Consider the following 12,540-nt stretch of genomic DNA (forward strand, 5'->3'; position numbering starts at 1 on the left):
GCTGAAGGTCCCCGAGGGCCACACGTACGCCTGGACGGAGAACCCCCTGGGCATCAACGGCTACTACCTCGTCTCCAGGGGCGACAAGACGCCGTGGCGGCTCAAGCTCCGCTCCGCCTCGTACAACAACATCCAGGTGCTGCGTGAGATGCTGCCCGGCCAGCTCGTCGCCGACATGGTGGCCATCCTCGGCTCGATGTTCTTCGTCGTGGGCGACATCGACAAGTGACCACCCCCGAATCCCCGGCTCCCCCGGCCGCCCCCCGCGACAAGTACGTCGACTTTCTGCGCGCGCTCAGTCTCATCGTCGTCGTGCTGTGGCACTGGGCGTTCACGATCCTGCAGTGGGAGCCCGGCGGGCCTGAGCCCACCAGCCCGCTCGGGTTCACCTCGGGGCTGTGGATCCTGACCTGGCTGCTCCAGGTGCTGCCGCTGTTCTTCTACATCGGCGGGCACGTCCACCTGCTGTCCTGGAACCGGGCCAGGCAGCGCGGCGTCGGCATCGGGGCGTTCGTGTGGCGGCGCATCCGCGCGCTGGCCGTCCCGGCGCTGATCCTGTCGGGCGTCTGGACGGTCGCCGGCGCCGTCGTGACGTGGGCGTTCGGCGTCGACTGGATGTGGCGGGTCGTGCTGCTCGTGCTCAGCCCGCTGTGGTTCCTCGGCGTCTACCTGGTGCTCATCGCGCTGCTGCCGGTGGCGCTGTGGCTGCACCAGCGCTACGACGTGCTGGCGCTGATCTGGCTCGGCGGCGCCGCGCTGATCGTGGACGTGGTCCGCTTCCGGTACGGCGTGGAGTGGGCGGGCTGGCTCAACATGATCGTGGTCTGGGGGCTCGCCCACCAGGCCGGGTTCTTCTACGACCGGATCGTCATCCTGCCCCGCCGCTACGACGTGGGTGTGCTGTGGACGGGGCTGTTCGCCCTGTTCGGCCTGGTCTACTCCGGCATCTACCCCGGGTCCATGGTCGGCGTGCCGGGCGACAAGTGGTCGAACATGGCGCCGCCCACGTTCGTCATCGTCGCCCTGCTGATCTTCCAGATCGGACTGGTCGAGGTGTTGCGGCCGTCGATGGAGCGGGTGCTGGAGCGGCCGGGCTGGCGGCACGTCAACGCCACGATCAACCGCTTCGCGCTGCCGCTGTTCCTCTTCCACACCACCGGGATGGCGATCGCGCTGGGGGTGTCGTGGTGGCTGTTCGGGACGCTGGGCGCCAAGGTGCCGCCGGACCTCAAGTGGTGGCTGGAACGCCCGATCGCCATCCTGGGACCGCTGGTCTGCACCCTCCCGGTCCTCCTCCTCTACAACCGCCGTCCCCGCGCCGAACAATCGCAGGACAAAAGTTCAACACGGCGGCATTCTTGAGGCGTGACCAACATCGGCTTCCGGGCCACCCCTGAGGACGAACGCATCATCAAGGCCGCCATGGAAGAGGGCGAGCGGACCAGCGACGTGATCCGTCGCGCCCTCCGCCTCCTGGAGCGGGAGGTCTGGCTCCAGCAGGCACGCGCCGACGCGGAACGACTCGCCGACGAGGATCTGTCCGTCGAAGAGGACGCCTGGTGATCCGCGGCGCGATCTACCGTGTCGATCTGGGAGACGCCAAGAGAGGCCATGAGCAGCGAGGGCGGCGCTTCGGCCTCGTGATCAGCCCGGCCGGGATGTCATGGACCGTCGCCACCGTCATCCCGACCTCCACCAGCGCGCAGCCTTCGGTCTTCAGGCCAGAAGTGGAGTTCGGCGGACGCCGGACCCGCCTCCTCGTGGACCAGATCCGCACGATCGACACCTCGTTCGTCCATGGCGAGCCGGTCTACTACCTGGGCAGGGACGAGATCGGCGAAGTGGGGCACGCCCTCGGGCTCTACCTCGGGCTCTGATCCTCCGGGCCGTCCGGGATGCGGCAGGAGTGCTCCAGGAACAGGGCCGCGCAGATCAGCGCGACGAACGCCAGGAACGAACCCGTCGCGATGAAGAACTCCGTGCGCGGCGTCTCCCGCGTCAGGAGCTGGACCGTGTGCAGCGCGAACCCGGCGAACACCCCGCCGAACACCGCGCCGGCGTAGGACGACGCCTTGGCCAGCGCGACCAGCCGCGCCACCGCCAGAGGCTCGACCGGCTTGGTGCCCGGCTTGTGGTCGATGCGGGCCTTGGTCATCCACGCGCTGTACGCCTCGCCGAGGGCCAGCAGCAGCACGGTGGGGATCGCGGTCCACGGCACGATGGGCAGCTCGGCATAGAACTGCCTGACCACCATCCAGGTGAGCAGGGCGACGACGACGACGAGACCGACGAGCACGCCGGGACGGGTCGGCCTCAATCGGGCCTCTGCAGCTTGAGCTCGTCGCGCAGCCGCACGCCCCGCTGGTCGACGCCCGAGAGCAGGTCGGCCACCGCGCCGTGACCGGGCAGCACGGCCTCGGGGTCGGCCCGCCACCACGGCACCAGCACGAACGCCCGCTCATGGGCCCGCGGATGCGGCAGCGTCAGGTCGGGCTCGTCGGAGACTGTCTCGCCCACCACGACGAGATCGATGTCCAGGGTGCGGGGGCCCCACCGCTCCAGCCGCTCCCGTCCGAAGGCGTTCTCGACGCTCTGCGCCCGCTCCAGCAGCGCGCGCGGCGGCAGCGACGTCTCGGCGATCACGATCGCGTTGAGGTACGGGCGCTGCCCCGGCGGACCGCCCACCGGGTCCGTCTCGTACACCGGTGACGCCGCGACGAACTCCAGCCCCGGAGCGTCGAACAGCGTGTCGACGGCCCCCTGCAACGTGTCGAAGCGCCGGCCGAGGTTGCTGCCGAGGGAGAGGACACATCTCATGGGCGACTCCGCTCGATCGTCACGATCACATCGTCGAAGGGCGCGGGGATCGGCGCGGCCGGCTTGTGCACGCTCACCTCGACCGAGCGCACCCGGTCGTCGGCCAGGCACACGTCGGCCAGGCGCTGCGCCAGTGTCTCGATCAGTTGCACCGGCTCGCCCTCCACGACCTTGACCAGCGCCTGGGCCAGCTCGCCGTAATGGACCGTGAGGGTGAGGTCGTCGGCCGCCGCGGCGGGCCGGGTGTCCAGGAACAGCGTCGCGTCGACCACGAACTCCTGCCCCAGCTCCCGCTCGGCGGGCAGCACCCCGTGCCGCCCCCGGGCGCGCAGGCCCTTCAGCGCGATCCGGTCAGCGCTCAAGCTCGCCGTCCTCCTCCTCGTCGTCATCACCCTGGAGCACCGGCGAGCCGTGGTGCATCCACAGCCGCCAGCCCTGAGAGGTACGGACATAGACGTTGCTCGCCACAACCTTGCCCGCGGCGAAGCTCGACTCACCTTCGTCGCCGGCCGTGAGGATGTTCTCCACGCACGTGAGGACCGCCACGTCACCCAGCACGGTCGTGCTCACGTCGGTCAGCACGAACTGGATGTAGGTGGTGTTGGCCATGATGAGCGCCCAGGAGCGCAGCACCTCGGACCGCCCCGTCAGCAGCGACCAACCCGGGTGGACGCAGCTGACCTGCTCGTCCGCGGAGTCCTCGGCCCAGATCTCCGTCATCCGGTCGAGGTCGGCGTCCTCGATCGCGGTGTAGAAGTCCTGGTTGACGGTCTCGATGGCGGCAGTGTCGACGCTCATGTATCGGCTCCGGCTCTCTCCCATGCGGCTGCCACGCGGACGGCGTCGGCGTTGGGCGCCACCTTGTGAACCCTGACGCACCAGGCGCCGGCGCGTGCGGCCAGCGCCGTCACGGCCACCGTGGCGTCGTCACTACGGCTGAACGGGCGCGGGGCGCCGTCGTCGCCGGCGAGCAGCCGCCCCAGGAACCTCTTGCGCGAGGCGCCGATGAGCAGCGGAAAGCCCAGCTCCGCCAGGCGCGGCATGCCGGCCAGCACCGCCCAGTTGTGGGCGGCGTTCTTCGCGAAGCCGAGGCCGGGGTCGAGCACGACCTGCTCCTCCGACACGCCCTCGGCCAGCACCAGGTCCACCCGCTTGGCGAGCTCCTCGCGCACCTCGGTCACCACGTCGGAGTAGACGGCCCTGCTCTGCATGTCGGCGCTGTGGCCGCGCCAGTGCATCACCACGTAGGGGACGCCGGTGTCGGCCACCACGCGCGGCATCTCGGGGTCTGCCAGACCGCCGCTCACGTCGTTGACGAGGCGCGCCCCGGCCTCCACGGCCGCCCTGGCGACCTCGGCCCGCATCGTGTCGACGCTGACGGCCACGCCCCGGGCGCTGAGCTCCCTGATGACCGGCACCACCCGCGCCAGCTCCTCCTCCAGGGACACCCGCGCCGCGCCGGGCCGGGTCGACTCACCGCCCACGTCGACGATGTCGGCCCCCTCCTCGACCAGCTCCAGCCCGTGCCGGATGGCCACCTCCTCGTCGAACCACAGACCGCCGTCGGAGAAGGAGTCGGGCGTCACGTTGACCACGCCCATGACGAGGCACCGCTCCTCTGCTGCCAGTCCTGGCACGCTTGTCGGCCCGCTTGTCATGGCCCAAGCCTAGGCGCTTGCCCAGACCTGTTGATGTCATGGGTACCCCATTGTGGATAACGAATCCCACCCAGGCCCACTTGCCGCCGGTCCTCTCGTTTTTGGCCCCTTTTTACGCCCCTCCCGGCAAGCCCCCACGGCCACGACACACCTCTCGGGCACCCGGCGGAGGTGACGAGAACGTCTGTCTCGCCGGGCCGGAGATGCCACCGGTCGAGGGCTTGCGGGAGGTGGTGCCGGGCCGTCGGAGACCTCCGTGGGCGGGCTCGGGCTGGAGGAGCCACCTTCGGGGTCGGGTGGAGCGGCCCACATCACCAAAGGGCCTGAGGGAACCGGGCGGCCGTGACGCAACTGGCGGCCGTGAGGGAACCGGGCGGCCGTGAGGGAGGCCGTGGCCGGCGTCGCGCGCGTGGCGGCGGCCGGCCACGTGCGGGCTCAGCGGGCGTCTCCCTGGAGGCCCTCAGCCACGTACGGCGACTGGGGCCCAGGTGGCTTCGCCGTAACAGGGACTCGTCCTCGCCGCGTCAGAGGCGGCCGAGGATGAGGGCCATCGCCTCCGCGCGGGTCTTGTCGCTGGTGCGGAAGTCGCCGCGGACCGCCGAGGTGACGGTCTTGGCGCCCGGCTTGCGCACCCCCCGCATCGTCATGCACAGGTGCTCGCACTCCACCACCACGATCACCCCGCGCGGCTCCAGCACCCGCATCAGCGCGTCCGCGATCTGCGACGTCATCCGCTCCTGCACCTGCGGGCGCCGGGCGTACACGTCGACCAGGCGCGCCAGCTTGGACAGGCCCGTCACCTGCCCGCGGTCGTTCGGGATGTAGCCCACGTGGGCGGAGCCGTGGAACGGCACCAGGTGGTGCTCGCAGGTGGAGTAGACCTCGATGTCCTTGACCAGCACCATCTCGTCGTGGTCGACGTCGAAGACCTTGTTCAGCACGTCCTCGGGGGTCTGGCCCAGGCCTGAGAACTGCTCGGCGTAGGCCCGGGCGACCCGGGCCGGGGTGTCGAGCAGGCCGTCACGGTCCGGGTCCTCGCCGATGGCGTAGAGGATCTCGCGGACGGCCTTCTCGATCCGGCCCAGGTCTACGTCGTGCGACTTCACGCACCGTCTCCCGAGGGCAGCGCGTCCTGGTGGCCCGGGGTGAGCGAGCCGTTGGCCGACTGCTCCTTCGGGGTCAGGATGGGCGGGCGGTCGGACGGGAGCCGCTTGCCGTAGCCGGCGTAGGAGGGGCGGTGCGCCCTGACCACGACCGGCGCGAAGATCTGGAGCACCTGGTCGCGGGAGAGCGTCTCCTTCTCCATCAGCTCCAGCACGAGGTTGTCGAGCACGTCGCGGTACTCGACCAGGATGTCCCACGCCTGGTCGTGCGCCGTCTCGATCATGCGGCGGACCTCCTCGTCGATCGTCGAAGCGATCTTCTCGGAGTAGTCGCGCTCGTGGCCCATCTCGCGGCCCAGGAACACCTCGGCCTGCCCGGTGCCGAACTTGCGGGCGCCGAGCTGCTCGCTCATGCCGTACTCGGTCACCATGCGCCGGGCGACGGCCGTGGCCTTCTCGATGTCGTTGGAGGCGCCGGTGGTGGGCTCGTGGAACACGAGCTCCTCCGCCGCGCGGCCGCCGAGCAGCATCGCGAGCTGGTCCATCATCTCGGAGCGGGTGGCGAGGAACTTGTCCTCCATGGGCAGCGTCATCGTGTAACCGAGCGCGCGGCCCCGGGACAAAATCGTGATCTTGTGAACCGGGTCGGAGTTCGGCAGCGCGTGCGCCACCAGCGCGTGACCGCCCTCGTGGTAGGCGATCATCTTCTTTTCCTTGTCGGACATGACCCGGGTCTTGCGCTCGGGCCCTGCCATGACGCGGTCGATCGCCTCTTCGAGGACCTCCATCGTGATCAGCTTCTGGTCGGCGCGTGCGGTGAGCAGCGCGGCCTCGTTGATCACGTTGGCCAGGTCGGCGCCGGTGAAGCCCGGCGTGCGGCGGGCGATGACGTCGAGGTCGACGTCCGGCGCGAACGGCTTGCCGCGGCCGTGGACCCGCAGGATGCCCTTGCGGCCCTCCAGGTCGGGCCGGTCGACGGTGACCTGGCGGTCGAAGCGGCCCGGGCGCAGCAGCGCCGGGTCGAGGATGTCGGGCCGGTTCGTCGCGGCGATGAGGATCACGCCGCCCTTGACGTCGAAGCCGTCCATCTCGACGAGCAGCTGGTTGAGGGTCTGCTCGCGCTCGTCGTGACCGCCGCCCAGGCCGGCGCCGCGGTGGCGGCCGACGGCGTCGATCTCGTCGATGAAGATGATCGACGGGGCGTTGGCCTTGGCCTGCTCGAACAGGTCACGGACCCGCGAGGCGCCGACTCCGACGAACATCTCGACGAAGTCGGAGCCGGAGATCGAGTAGAACGGCACCCCGGCTTCGCCCGCGACCGCGCGGGCCAGCAGGGTCTTGCCGGTGCCGGGCGGGCCGTACAGCAGCACGCCCTTGGGGATCTTGGCGCCGATCGCCTGGAACTTGGCCGGGGCCTGCAGGAACTCCTTGATCTCCTGGAGCTCCTCGATGGCCTCGTCGGCTCCCGCGACGTCGGCGAAGGTGGTCTTCGGGGTGTCCTTGGTGATCAGCTTGGCCTTGGACTTGCCGAAGCTCATCACCCGCGAGCCGCCGCCCTGCATCTGGTTCATGACGAACAGGAAGATGAGGACGATGATGACGAGCGGCAGGAAGCTCACCAGGATGCTGACGAGGAAGTTCTCCTGCGGCACCTCTGTGGTGTAGCTCTTGGTCTTGCCGGCCTGAACCTGGGCCTGCAGCTCCTCGGTCAGTTTGGGGCCGTAGCCGCCCACCCAGTCAGACTGGATCGTCTTGGTCGGGGTGTCGCCCGGCCGGACCGTGATCGGGCTGAAGAGCGTCAGCTCGATCCGCTGGTCTTTATCGACAATCTTCGCGTTACTAACATTTCCGGCGCGAATCTGCTGAAGGACCGTGGACGTGTCGGCCTGCTTGAAGTTTCCGCCGCCGCTCCAGAGCTGGGTGACGAGCAGGAGTAGCACGACGATGCCCAGGATCCACAGCAGTGGCCCACGTGTAAATCGCTTGAGATCCATCCGATGCGGAACCCCTTGCGGGCCCGTCCCTTCCTGACCATGGCCTTGAACCCCGGAACAGGTCCCGGGGCCGCGGCATCCGACACCGCGAGATTCTTCCGACTACCCGAAGAGGACACGCGGTCACCCTTCAGGAGTCAGAAGGTACACCGGCACAGCGCGCGGAGGGACCGCCCGCTACACCGGTCTTGCCCTACCAACGTACGTCAGGTCGCGTGGTGTTCCCGGCGGCTCATCGGATTGCTACTCGTAAACATGGGGAGCAAGCGTCCCGATGAAGGGGAGATTGCGGTAACGCTCCGCGTAGTCGAGGCCATATCCGATGACGAACTCGTTGGGAATGTCGAAACCCACGTACTTCACGTCGATCGGCACCTTGACCGCGTCGGGCTTGCGCAGCGCGGCGCAGATCTCCAGCGACGCGGGATCGCGCGACTTCAGGTTCTCCAGCAGCCAGTGGAGGGTCAGGCCGGAGTCGATGATGTCCTCGACGATCAGCACGTGGCGGCCCATGATGTCGGTGTCCAGGTCCTTCAGCACCCGTACGACACCCGATGACCTGGTGCCCGCGCCGTAGGACGACACCGCCATCCAGTCCATCTGCACGGGCACGTGCAATGCCCTGGCCAGGTCGGCCATCACCATGACGGCGCCCTTGAGCACCCCCACGAGCAGCACGTCCTTGCCCGCGTAGTCCTGGTCGATCCGCTCGGCGAGCTCTTTGATCTTCGCCTGGAGCTCGTCCTCCGGAATGAGGACTTTCTCCAGGTCCTGGCCCATGTCGGCAGCGTCCACCTGTGGTTCCTTACGGGATGGGACTGATGGCGAGTATCAGGGTGCCATACCGCCTCACCGCGGCCCGACCCCCGGGCAGGTCCACCGGCTTCTGCCCGCGCCAGTGCGTGACCAGGCGTTCCACGGCGCGTACGTGCGCCGCCGACAGCGCTCCAGCGGGCGTCCCGGCGGCGACCGCAGCGCGGCGCAGCACCCGCCCGCGCACCGCCCCCGGGAGGGCTTCCAGCGCCGGGACGGACAGGGTCACAGATCCGCCGATATCGCTAAGAGCGCAATCCTGATAAGCCTTCCCGGCCCACAGGTCGAGGGCGTCGGCGTCCTCCCGGGCCAGCGCGGCGGTCCGGGCGAGCGCCTCGGCCACCCCCGGCCCGAGCTCCGACTCCAGCAGCGGCAGGACCCGGGCGCGCACCCGCACCCGGGTGAAGCGAGGGTCGGCGTTGTGTGGATCGTCCCACGGGCTGAGCCCGAGCGCGCGGCACGCGGCGACCGTCGTCGCGCGAGGGATCTCCAGCAACGGCCTGAGGTAACGGCCGCTGCGCGCGGCCATCCCCGAGATCGACCGCAGCCCGCTCCCCCTGGCCAGCCCGAGCAGCACGGTCTCGGCCTGGTCGTCACGGGTGTGCCCCAGGAGTACGGCCTGCGCGCCGAGCCGGTCGGCGGCCCCGGCCAGGGCCCGGTAGCGCGCGTCCCTGGCGGCGGCCTCCGGCCCGCCCTCGGTCCCCACCTCGACGGTGAGGACCTCGGCCACGCCCAGCCCCAGCGACCCGGCGAGGGCGGCGACCTCCCCGGCCCGCTCGGCCGAGCCCGCCTGCAGCCCGTGGTCCACCGTGAGCAGCCCGGCCTCCAGACCGGCCCGGGGCGCGACGAAGCCGAGCGCAGCGGCCAGCGCCAGCGAGTCGGCGCCGCCGCTGCACGCCACGAGCACCGGCCCGTCCGGCGGCAGGCCGGCCAGGGCCTCCCGCACGGCCCGCCGGACGTCGGCCACGGCCGGATGCGGACCCACCGGAGACGGCTCGGTCAGGCCGGGAGCGCCGGAGCGCCGATGACGCGGCGGATCCAGGCGTCCGGGTCGGAGATCTCCTGCGTCGTCGGCAGCGTCTCGGGAGAGGTCCAGATCCGGTTGAACCCGTCCATGCCCACCTTGCCCACCACCGTGCGCACGAACGCCGAGCCCTCGGCGTACTGCTTCATCTTGAGCTCGATGCCGAGCAGGCGGCGGATCGTCCGGTCGAGCTTGGAGCCGCCCTCGCGCCGCTGGGCGAACTTGGCCCGGATGTCGGCCACCGACGGCACCACGGAGGGGCCCACGGCGTCCATCACATAGTCGCCGTGCCCCTCCACCAGCGTCATCACGGCCGTCAGCCGGTCGAGGATCTCCTTCTGGGCGGGCGTCTGGATGACGTCGATGAGGTTGCCCTCGCCGCCCCGCACCACGTCGGCCACGGTGTCGGCCGCACTGCGCAGCCGTTCGAGGACCGTGGTGAGATCGAGGTCGGAGGCGAGCAGGAACTCGGTCATCTGCGAGCGGATGTACTCGCGCAGCCAGGGCACGCCGGTGAACTGCACCCGGTGCGTCTCCTCGTGCAGGCACACCCACAGGCGGAAGTCGTGCGGGTCGACGTTCATCTCCCGCTCGGCGTGGACGATGTTGGGCGCCACCAGCGTCAGGCGGCCCGCCGGCTCCCGGCCCGACGGGTCCGGCGGCAGGAACAGCTCGTACTGGCCCAGCACGCGCGAGGCGAGGAAGGCCAGCACGGCGCCCACCTCGACGCCGGTGATGCGGGAGCCCACGGCGGCGACGATGGGTGGCGGCGGATTGGCGCCGCCGCCGATCCGCTGGGTGAGCGGCTCCAGCACGACGCGGAAGCCCTCGACGTTGGCCCTGATCCAGCCGGGCCGGTCCACGACGGTCGCCGTCTGCGGCGCGGCGTCGGCGTGGATCTTGGTGAACTCCCGCACGTGGCCCTCGGCCTCCCGCGAGAGAGTACGGAGCTCGGTGACGGCCTGCCTGGCCTCCTCACGGGTCACTTGGGGACCGGGGCGCACCAGGCGCGTGCCGGTCGAGACGGCCAGATCCCAGTCGATCACCTGCATACCGTCCACCGTACGTGGTCCTCTCCCAACCCGCGAAGAAGCGCCGGTGTCTGGACTGAGGAGCGACCATTTCGGCGTCAGGAACGGGAGACGATGGCGGCGAGGCGGTCGAGGACCGGCTCGGCGTTGAGGGGGACGCGGTCGGCCATGAAGGCGAACGTGACGAGCCGGCCGTCCTTGGTGGTCGCCATCCCCGCCAGCGTGTTGACGTTGTTGAGCGTGCCCGTCTTGGCGCGGACCAGCCCGACCTGGCCCCTGCTGTCGGCCTCGGTGAAGCGCCTGCCGTTGCCGAGCGTGCCGGAGAAGCCGGCGACCGGCATGCCGGAGGCGATCGCGCGCAGCTCCGGGTGGGTGGCGCCGCTCGCGGTGGCGATGACGCGGGCCAGCGCGTCGGCGCTGATGCGGTTGAACGGCGACAGGCCGCTGCCGTCGCGGATCTGGACGCCGTTCGAGAGGCCGAGCCGCTTGAGCACCTGCAGGGTCGCGGCGGCGCCGCCCTCGAAGGAGGCGGGCTGCCCCTCCTTGATCGCCACCTGGCGGGCCAGCGCCTCGGCCAGGTCGTCGTCGCTGAAGGTCAGGGTGTGCTCGACCAGGGCGTAGAGGGGCGGCGACTCGACGCGGGCCAGCTCGGCCGCGCCGGCGGCGGCCTTGGCCGGGCGTACGGACCGCGCCACGCCGATGCCCTGGCGGCCGAGGAGCCGGGCGAACGCGGCGGCGGCGTAGCGCGGCGGGTCGGAGACGCGCGGCGTGGACTGGCTGGGGGTGCGGCGGCCCTCGTCCATCGCCAGCGCGGACACGGGCGCGACCTCGCCGTCGGGGATGTAGTTCGGCTTCCAGCAGGAGCAGACGCCCGAGCCGGTGTAGAGCGACGCGTCGTACGAGAGCGTGACCTTGGTGACGCCCTTGGCCTTGAGCGCGGCGGCGGTGCGCGCGGCGAGCGTGGCCAGCGACGCCTGCCTGGGGTAGGAGCCCGGCCTGGCCGAGGGGCCCGCCAGCGTGGGGTCGCCGCCGCCGACCAGCACGACCGCGCCGGGCGACGCGCCCTGCACGACGCGCGTGGCCAGGCGGGCGTCGGGACCGAGCGAGGCGAGCGCGGCGGTGCTGGTGACCAGCTTCGTGGTGGAGGCGGGGGTGATGGCCGTGTCCGCGCCGGCGGCGAAGATGCGCTCCCCGGTGGCCGCGTCCAGGACGACGGCGCCCACCCGGGCCCCCAGCTGTTTGTCCCCCAGCGCGTCGGTGAGCTGGCGGGTCAAAGTACTCTTAGTCGGGAGAGGTCCGTCTCCGGCCCTCGCCGGCAGCCCGGGCAGTACCGGGCCCGCGGTGACCACGGGGGCGGCGGGAGACCCCTCAGGAGACGCCGTCGGCTCGTCCGGTGACGACTGCCTCGTCAGGGCGTCCAGGTTCAGGTCGCTCGTCACGGCGTAGACGCCGATGACGATCGTCAGGACCTGGAGCAGGGCGAGCGTGGTCAGCATCACCCACCGCTCGTGCCGCGCCACGTCCCTGACCTCTCTCCTGGTGTTCGCCTACGAGACATTAACGCCCACCCGGGGGTGCCGGGGGGTATGAGCGGAGGAACCGCGGTGGAGTTCGACGTTGTCGTTGAGATTCCCAAGGGACAACGGAACAAGTATGAAGTGGACCACGAGACCGGGAAGATCAGGCTTGACCGGCTCCTGTTCACCTCCACGCAGTACCCCGCCGACTACGGCTTCATCGAGCACACGCTCGGCGAGGACGGCGACCCGCTCGACGCGCTGGTGCTGCTGCAGGAGCCGACGTTCCCGGGCTGCTACATCACCTGCCGCGCCGTCGGCATGTTCCGGATGACCGACGAGAAGGGCGGTGACGACAAGGTCCTCTGCGTCCCGTCCACCGACCCGCGCATGGAGCACATCCGCGACATCCATCACGTGCCCGAGTTCGACCGGCTGGAGATCCAGCACTTCTTCGAGGTCTACAAGGACCTGGAGCCCGGCAAGTCGGTCGAGGGCGCCAACTGGGTCGGCCGCATGGAGGCCGAGGTCGAGATCAAGCGCTCCTTCGAGCGGGCGCGCGAAGAGGGCCACGCTCACTGAT

15 protein-coding genes and 1 pseudogene are annotated in these 12,540 nt (G+C 70.5%); 5 read left to right on the forward strand and 11 right to left on the reverse strand.

From position 1 onward, the window contains the following. From ABZS51_RS25455 to ABZS51_RS25470, 4 genes and pseudogenes are all read left to right on the forward strand, one after another. Positions 1 to 229, forward strand: a pseudogene (locus ABZS51_RS25455) (NADH-quinone oxidoreductase subunit D); the annotation flags it as partial. After that, a complete protein-coding gene (locus ABZS51_RS25460) occupies positions 226 to 1,362 on the forward strand; it encodes an acyltransferase (protein WP_355445675.1) in 1,137 nt (378 codons plus the stop codon). The pseudogene ABZS51_RS25455 and the gene ABZS51_RS25460, both read left to right, overlap by 4 nt. Before the next feature lie 3 nt (positions 1,363 to 1,365). Further along, positions 1,366 to 1,563 (forward strand): hypothetical protein, encoded by a 198-nt coding sequence (locus tag ABZS51_RS25465; protein WP_355445677.1) that lies wholly within the window; start codon positions 1,366 to 1,368, stop codon positions 1,561 to 1,563. After that, positions 1,560 to 1,877 (forward strand): type II toxin-antitoxin system PemK/MazF family toxin, encoded by a 318-nt coding sequence (locus tag ABZS51_RS25470; RefSeq protein WP_355445680.1) that lies wholly within the window; start codon positions 1,560 to 1,562, stop codon positions 1,875 to 1,877. Before ABZS51_RS25465 ends, ABZS51_RS25470 begins: the two co-directional genes overlap by 4 nt. On the opposite strand, the gene ABZS51_RS25475 is transcribed toward ABZS51_RS25470, so the two are convergent. From ABZS51_RS25475 to dacB, 11 genes are all read right to left on the reverse strand, one after another. Beyond that, positions 1,862 to 2,296 (reverse strand): DUF3180 domain-containing protein, encoded by a 435-nt coding sequence (locus tag ABZS51_RS25475; RefSeq protein ID WP_355445683.1) that lies wholly within the window; start codon positions 2,294 to 2,296, stop codon positions 1,862 to 1,864. The genes ABZS51_RS25470 and ABZS51_RS25475 overlap by 16 nt on opposite strands. A 17-nt stretch (positions 2,297 to 2,313) precedes the next feature. Continuing rightward, positions 2,314 to 2,817, reverse strand: a complete 504-nt coding sequence (gene folK / locus ABZS51_RS25480) for a 2-amino-4-hydroxy-6-hydroxymethyldihydropteridine diphosphokinase (RefSeq protein ID WP_355445686.1) — start codon at positions 2,815 to 2,817, stop codon at positions 2,314 to 2,316. Beyond that, positions 2,814 to 3,179, reverse strand: coding sequence for a dihydroneopterin aldolase (gene folB, locus ABZS51_RS25485; protein WP_355445689.1), 366 nt, complete (start codon positions 3,177 to 3,179; stop codon positions 2,814 to 2,816). The genes folK and folB overlap by 4 nt, the downstream gene beginning before the upstream one ends. After that, positions 3,169 to 3,615: a nuclear transport factor 2 family protein gene (locus tag ABZS51_RS25490; protein WP_355445692.1), complete on the reverse strand. Its 447-nt coding sequence runs from the start codon at positions 3,613 to 3,615 to the stop codon at positions 3,169 to 3,171. The genes folB and ABZS51_RS25490 overlap by 11 nt, the downstream gene beginning before the upstream one ends. Beyond that, positions 3,612 to 4,475, reverse strand: coding sequence for a dihydropteroate synthase (gene folP / locus ABZS51_RS25495; protein WP_310708033.1), 864 nt, complete (start codon positions 4,473 to 4,475; stop codon positions 3,612 to 3,614). The genes ABZS51_RS25490 and folP overlap by 4 nt, the downstream gene beginning before the upstream one ends. 524 nt (positions 4,476 to 4,999) lie before the next feature. Further along, positions 5,000 to 5,581 (reverse strand): GTP cyclohydrolase I FolE, encoded by a 582-nt coding sequence (folE, locus tag ABZS51_RS25500; RefSeq protein ID WP_355445695.1) that lies wholly within the window; start codon positions 5,579 to 5,581, stop codon positions 5,000 to 5,002. Continuing rightward, positions 5,578 to 7,572, reverse strand: coding sequence for an ATP-dependent zinc metalloprotease FtsH (gene ftsH, locus ABZS51_RS25505; RefSeq protein WP_310708031.1), 1,995 nt, complete (start codon positions 7,570 to 7,572; stop codon positions 5,578 to 5,580). Before ftsH ends, folE begins: the two co-directional genes overlap by 4 nt. Before the next feature lie 243 nt (positions 7,573 to 7,815). Beyond that, positions 7,816 to 8,367: a hypoxanthine phosphoribosyltransferase gene (gene hpt / locus ABZS51_RS25510; protein ID WP_310708030.1), complete on the reverse strand. Its 552-nt coding sequence runs from the start codon at positions 8,365 to 8,367 to the stop codon at positions 7,816 to 7,818. Positions 8,368 to 8,377: 10 nt separating this feature from the next. Continuing rightward, a complete protein-coding gene (gene tilS / locus ABZS51_RS25515) occupies positions 8,378 to 9,370 on the reverse strand; it encodes a tRNA lysidine(34) synthetase TilS (protein ID WP_355445699.1) in 993 nt (330 codons plus the stop codon). Positions 9,371 to 9,384: 14 nt separating this feature from the next. Further along, entirely contained in the window at positions 9,385 to 10,461 is a 1,077-nt protein-coding gene (locus ABZS51_RS25520) for a zinc-dependent metalloprotease (RefSeq protein WP_310708028.1), read from the reverse strand. A gap of 77 nt (positions 10,462 to 10,538) precedes the next feature. Then, positions 10,539 to 11,960: a D-alanyl-D-alanine carboxypeptidase/D-alanyl-D-alanine-endopeptidase gene (gene dacB / locus ABZS51_RS25525; protein WP_355445702.1), complete on the reverse strand. Its 1,422-nt coding sequence runs from the start codon at positions 11,958 to 11,960 to the stop codon at positions 10,539 to 10,541. Between the two features lie 84 nt (positions 11,961 to 12,044). Here dacB and ABZS51_RS25530 point away from each other — a divergent pair, with 84 nt between their 5' ends. Beyond that, positions 12,045 to 12,539 (forward strand): inorganic diphosphatase, encoded by a 495-nt coding sequence (locus tag ABZS51_RS25530; protein ID WP_310708026.1) that lies wholly within the window; start codon positions 12,045 to 12,047, stop codon positions 12,537 to 12,539. Position 12,540: the final 1 nt, after the last annotated feature.

It is taken from the genome of Nonomuraea sp. NPDC005501, assembly GCF_040605905.1.
In the GTDB taxonomy this organism is placed as follows: Bacteria; Actinomycetota; Actinomycetes; order Streptosporangiales; family Streptosporangiaceae; genus Nonomuraea.

What these genes read in the sequence shown, in the direction of transcription:
- ABZS51_RS25520 (WP_310708028.1), bottom strand. Translation starts at nt 10,461, where the DNA reads ATGCAGGTGATCGACTGGGATCTGGCCGTCTCGACCGGCACGCGCCTG.
- ftsH (WP_310708031.1), bottom strand. Translation starts at nt 7,572, where the DNA reads ATGGATCTCAAGCGATTTACACGTGGGCCACTGCTGTGGATCCTGGGC.
- ABZS51_RS25490 (WP_355445692.1), bottom strand. Translation starts at nt 3,615, where the DNA reads ATGAGCGTCGACACTGCCGCCATCGAGACCGTCAACCAGGACTTCTAC.
- folK (WP_355445686.1), bottom strand. Translation starts at nt 2,817, where the DNA reads ATGAGATGTGTCCTCTCCCTCGGCAGCAACCTCGGCCGGCGCTTCGAC.
- folP (WP_310708033.1), bottom strand. Translation starts at nt 4,475, where the DNA reads ATGACAAGCGGGCCGACAAGCGTGCCAGGACTGGCAGCAGAGGAGCGG.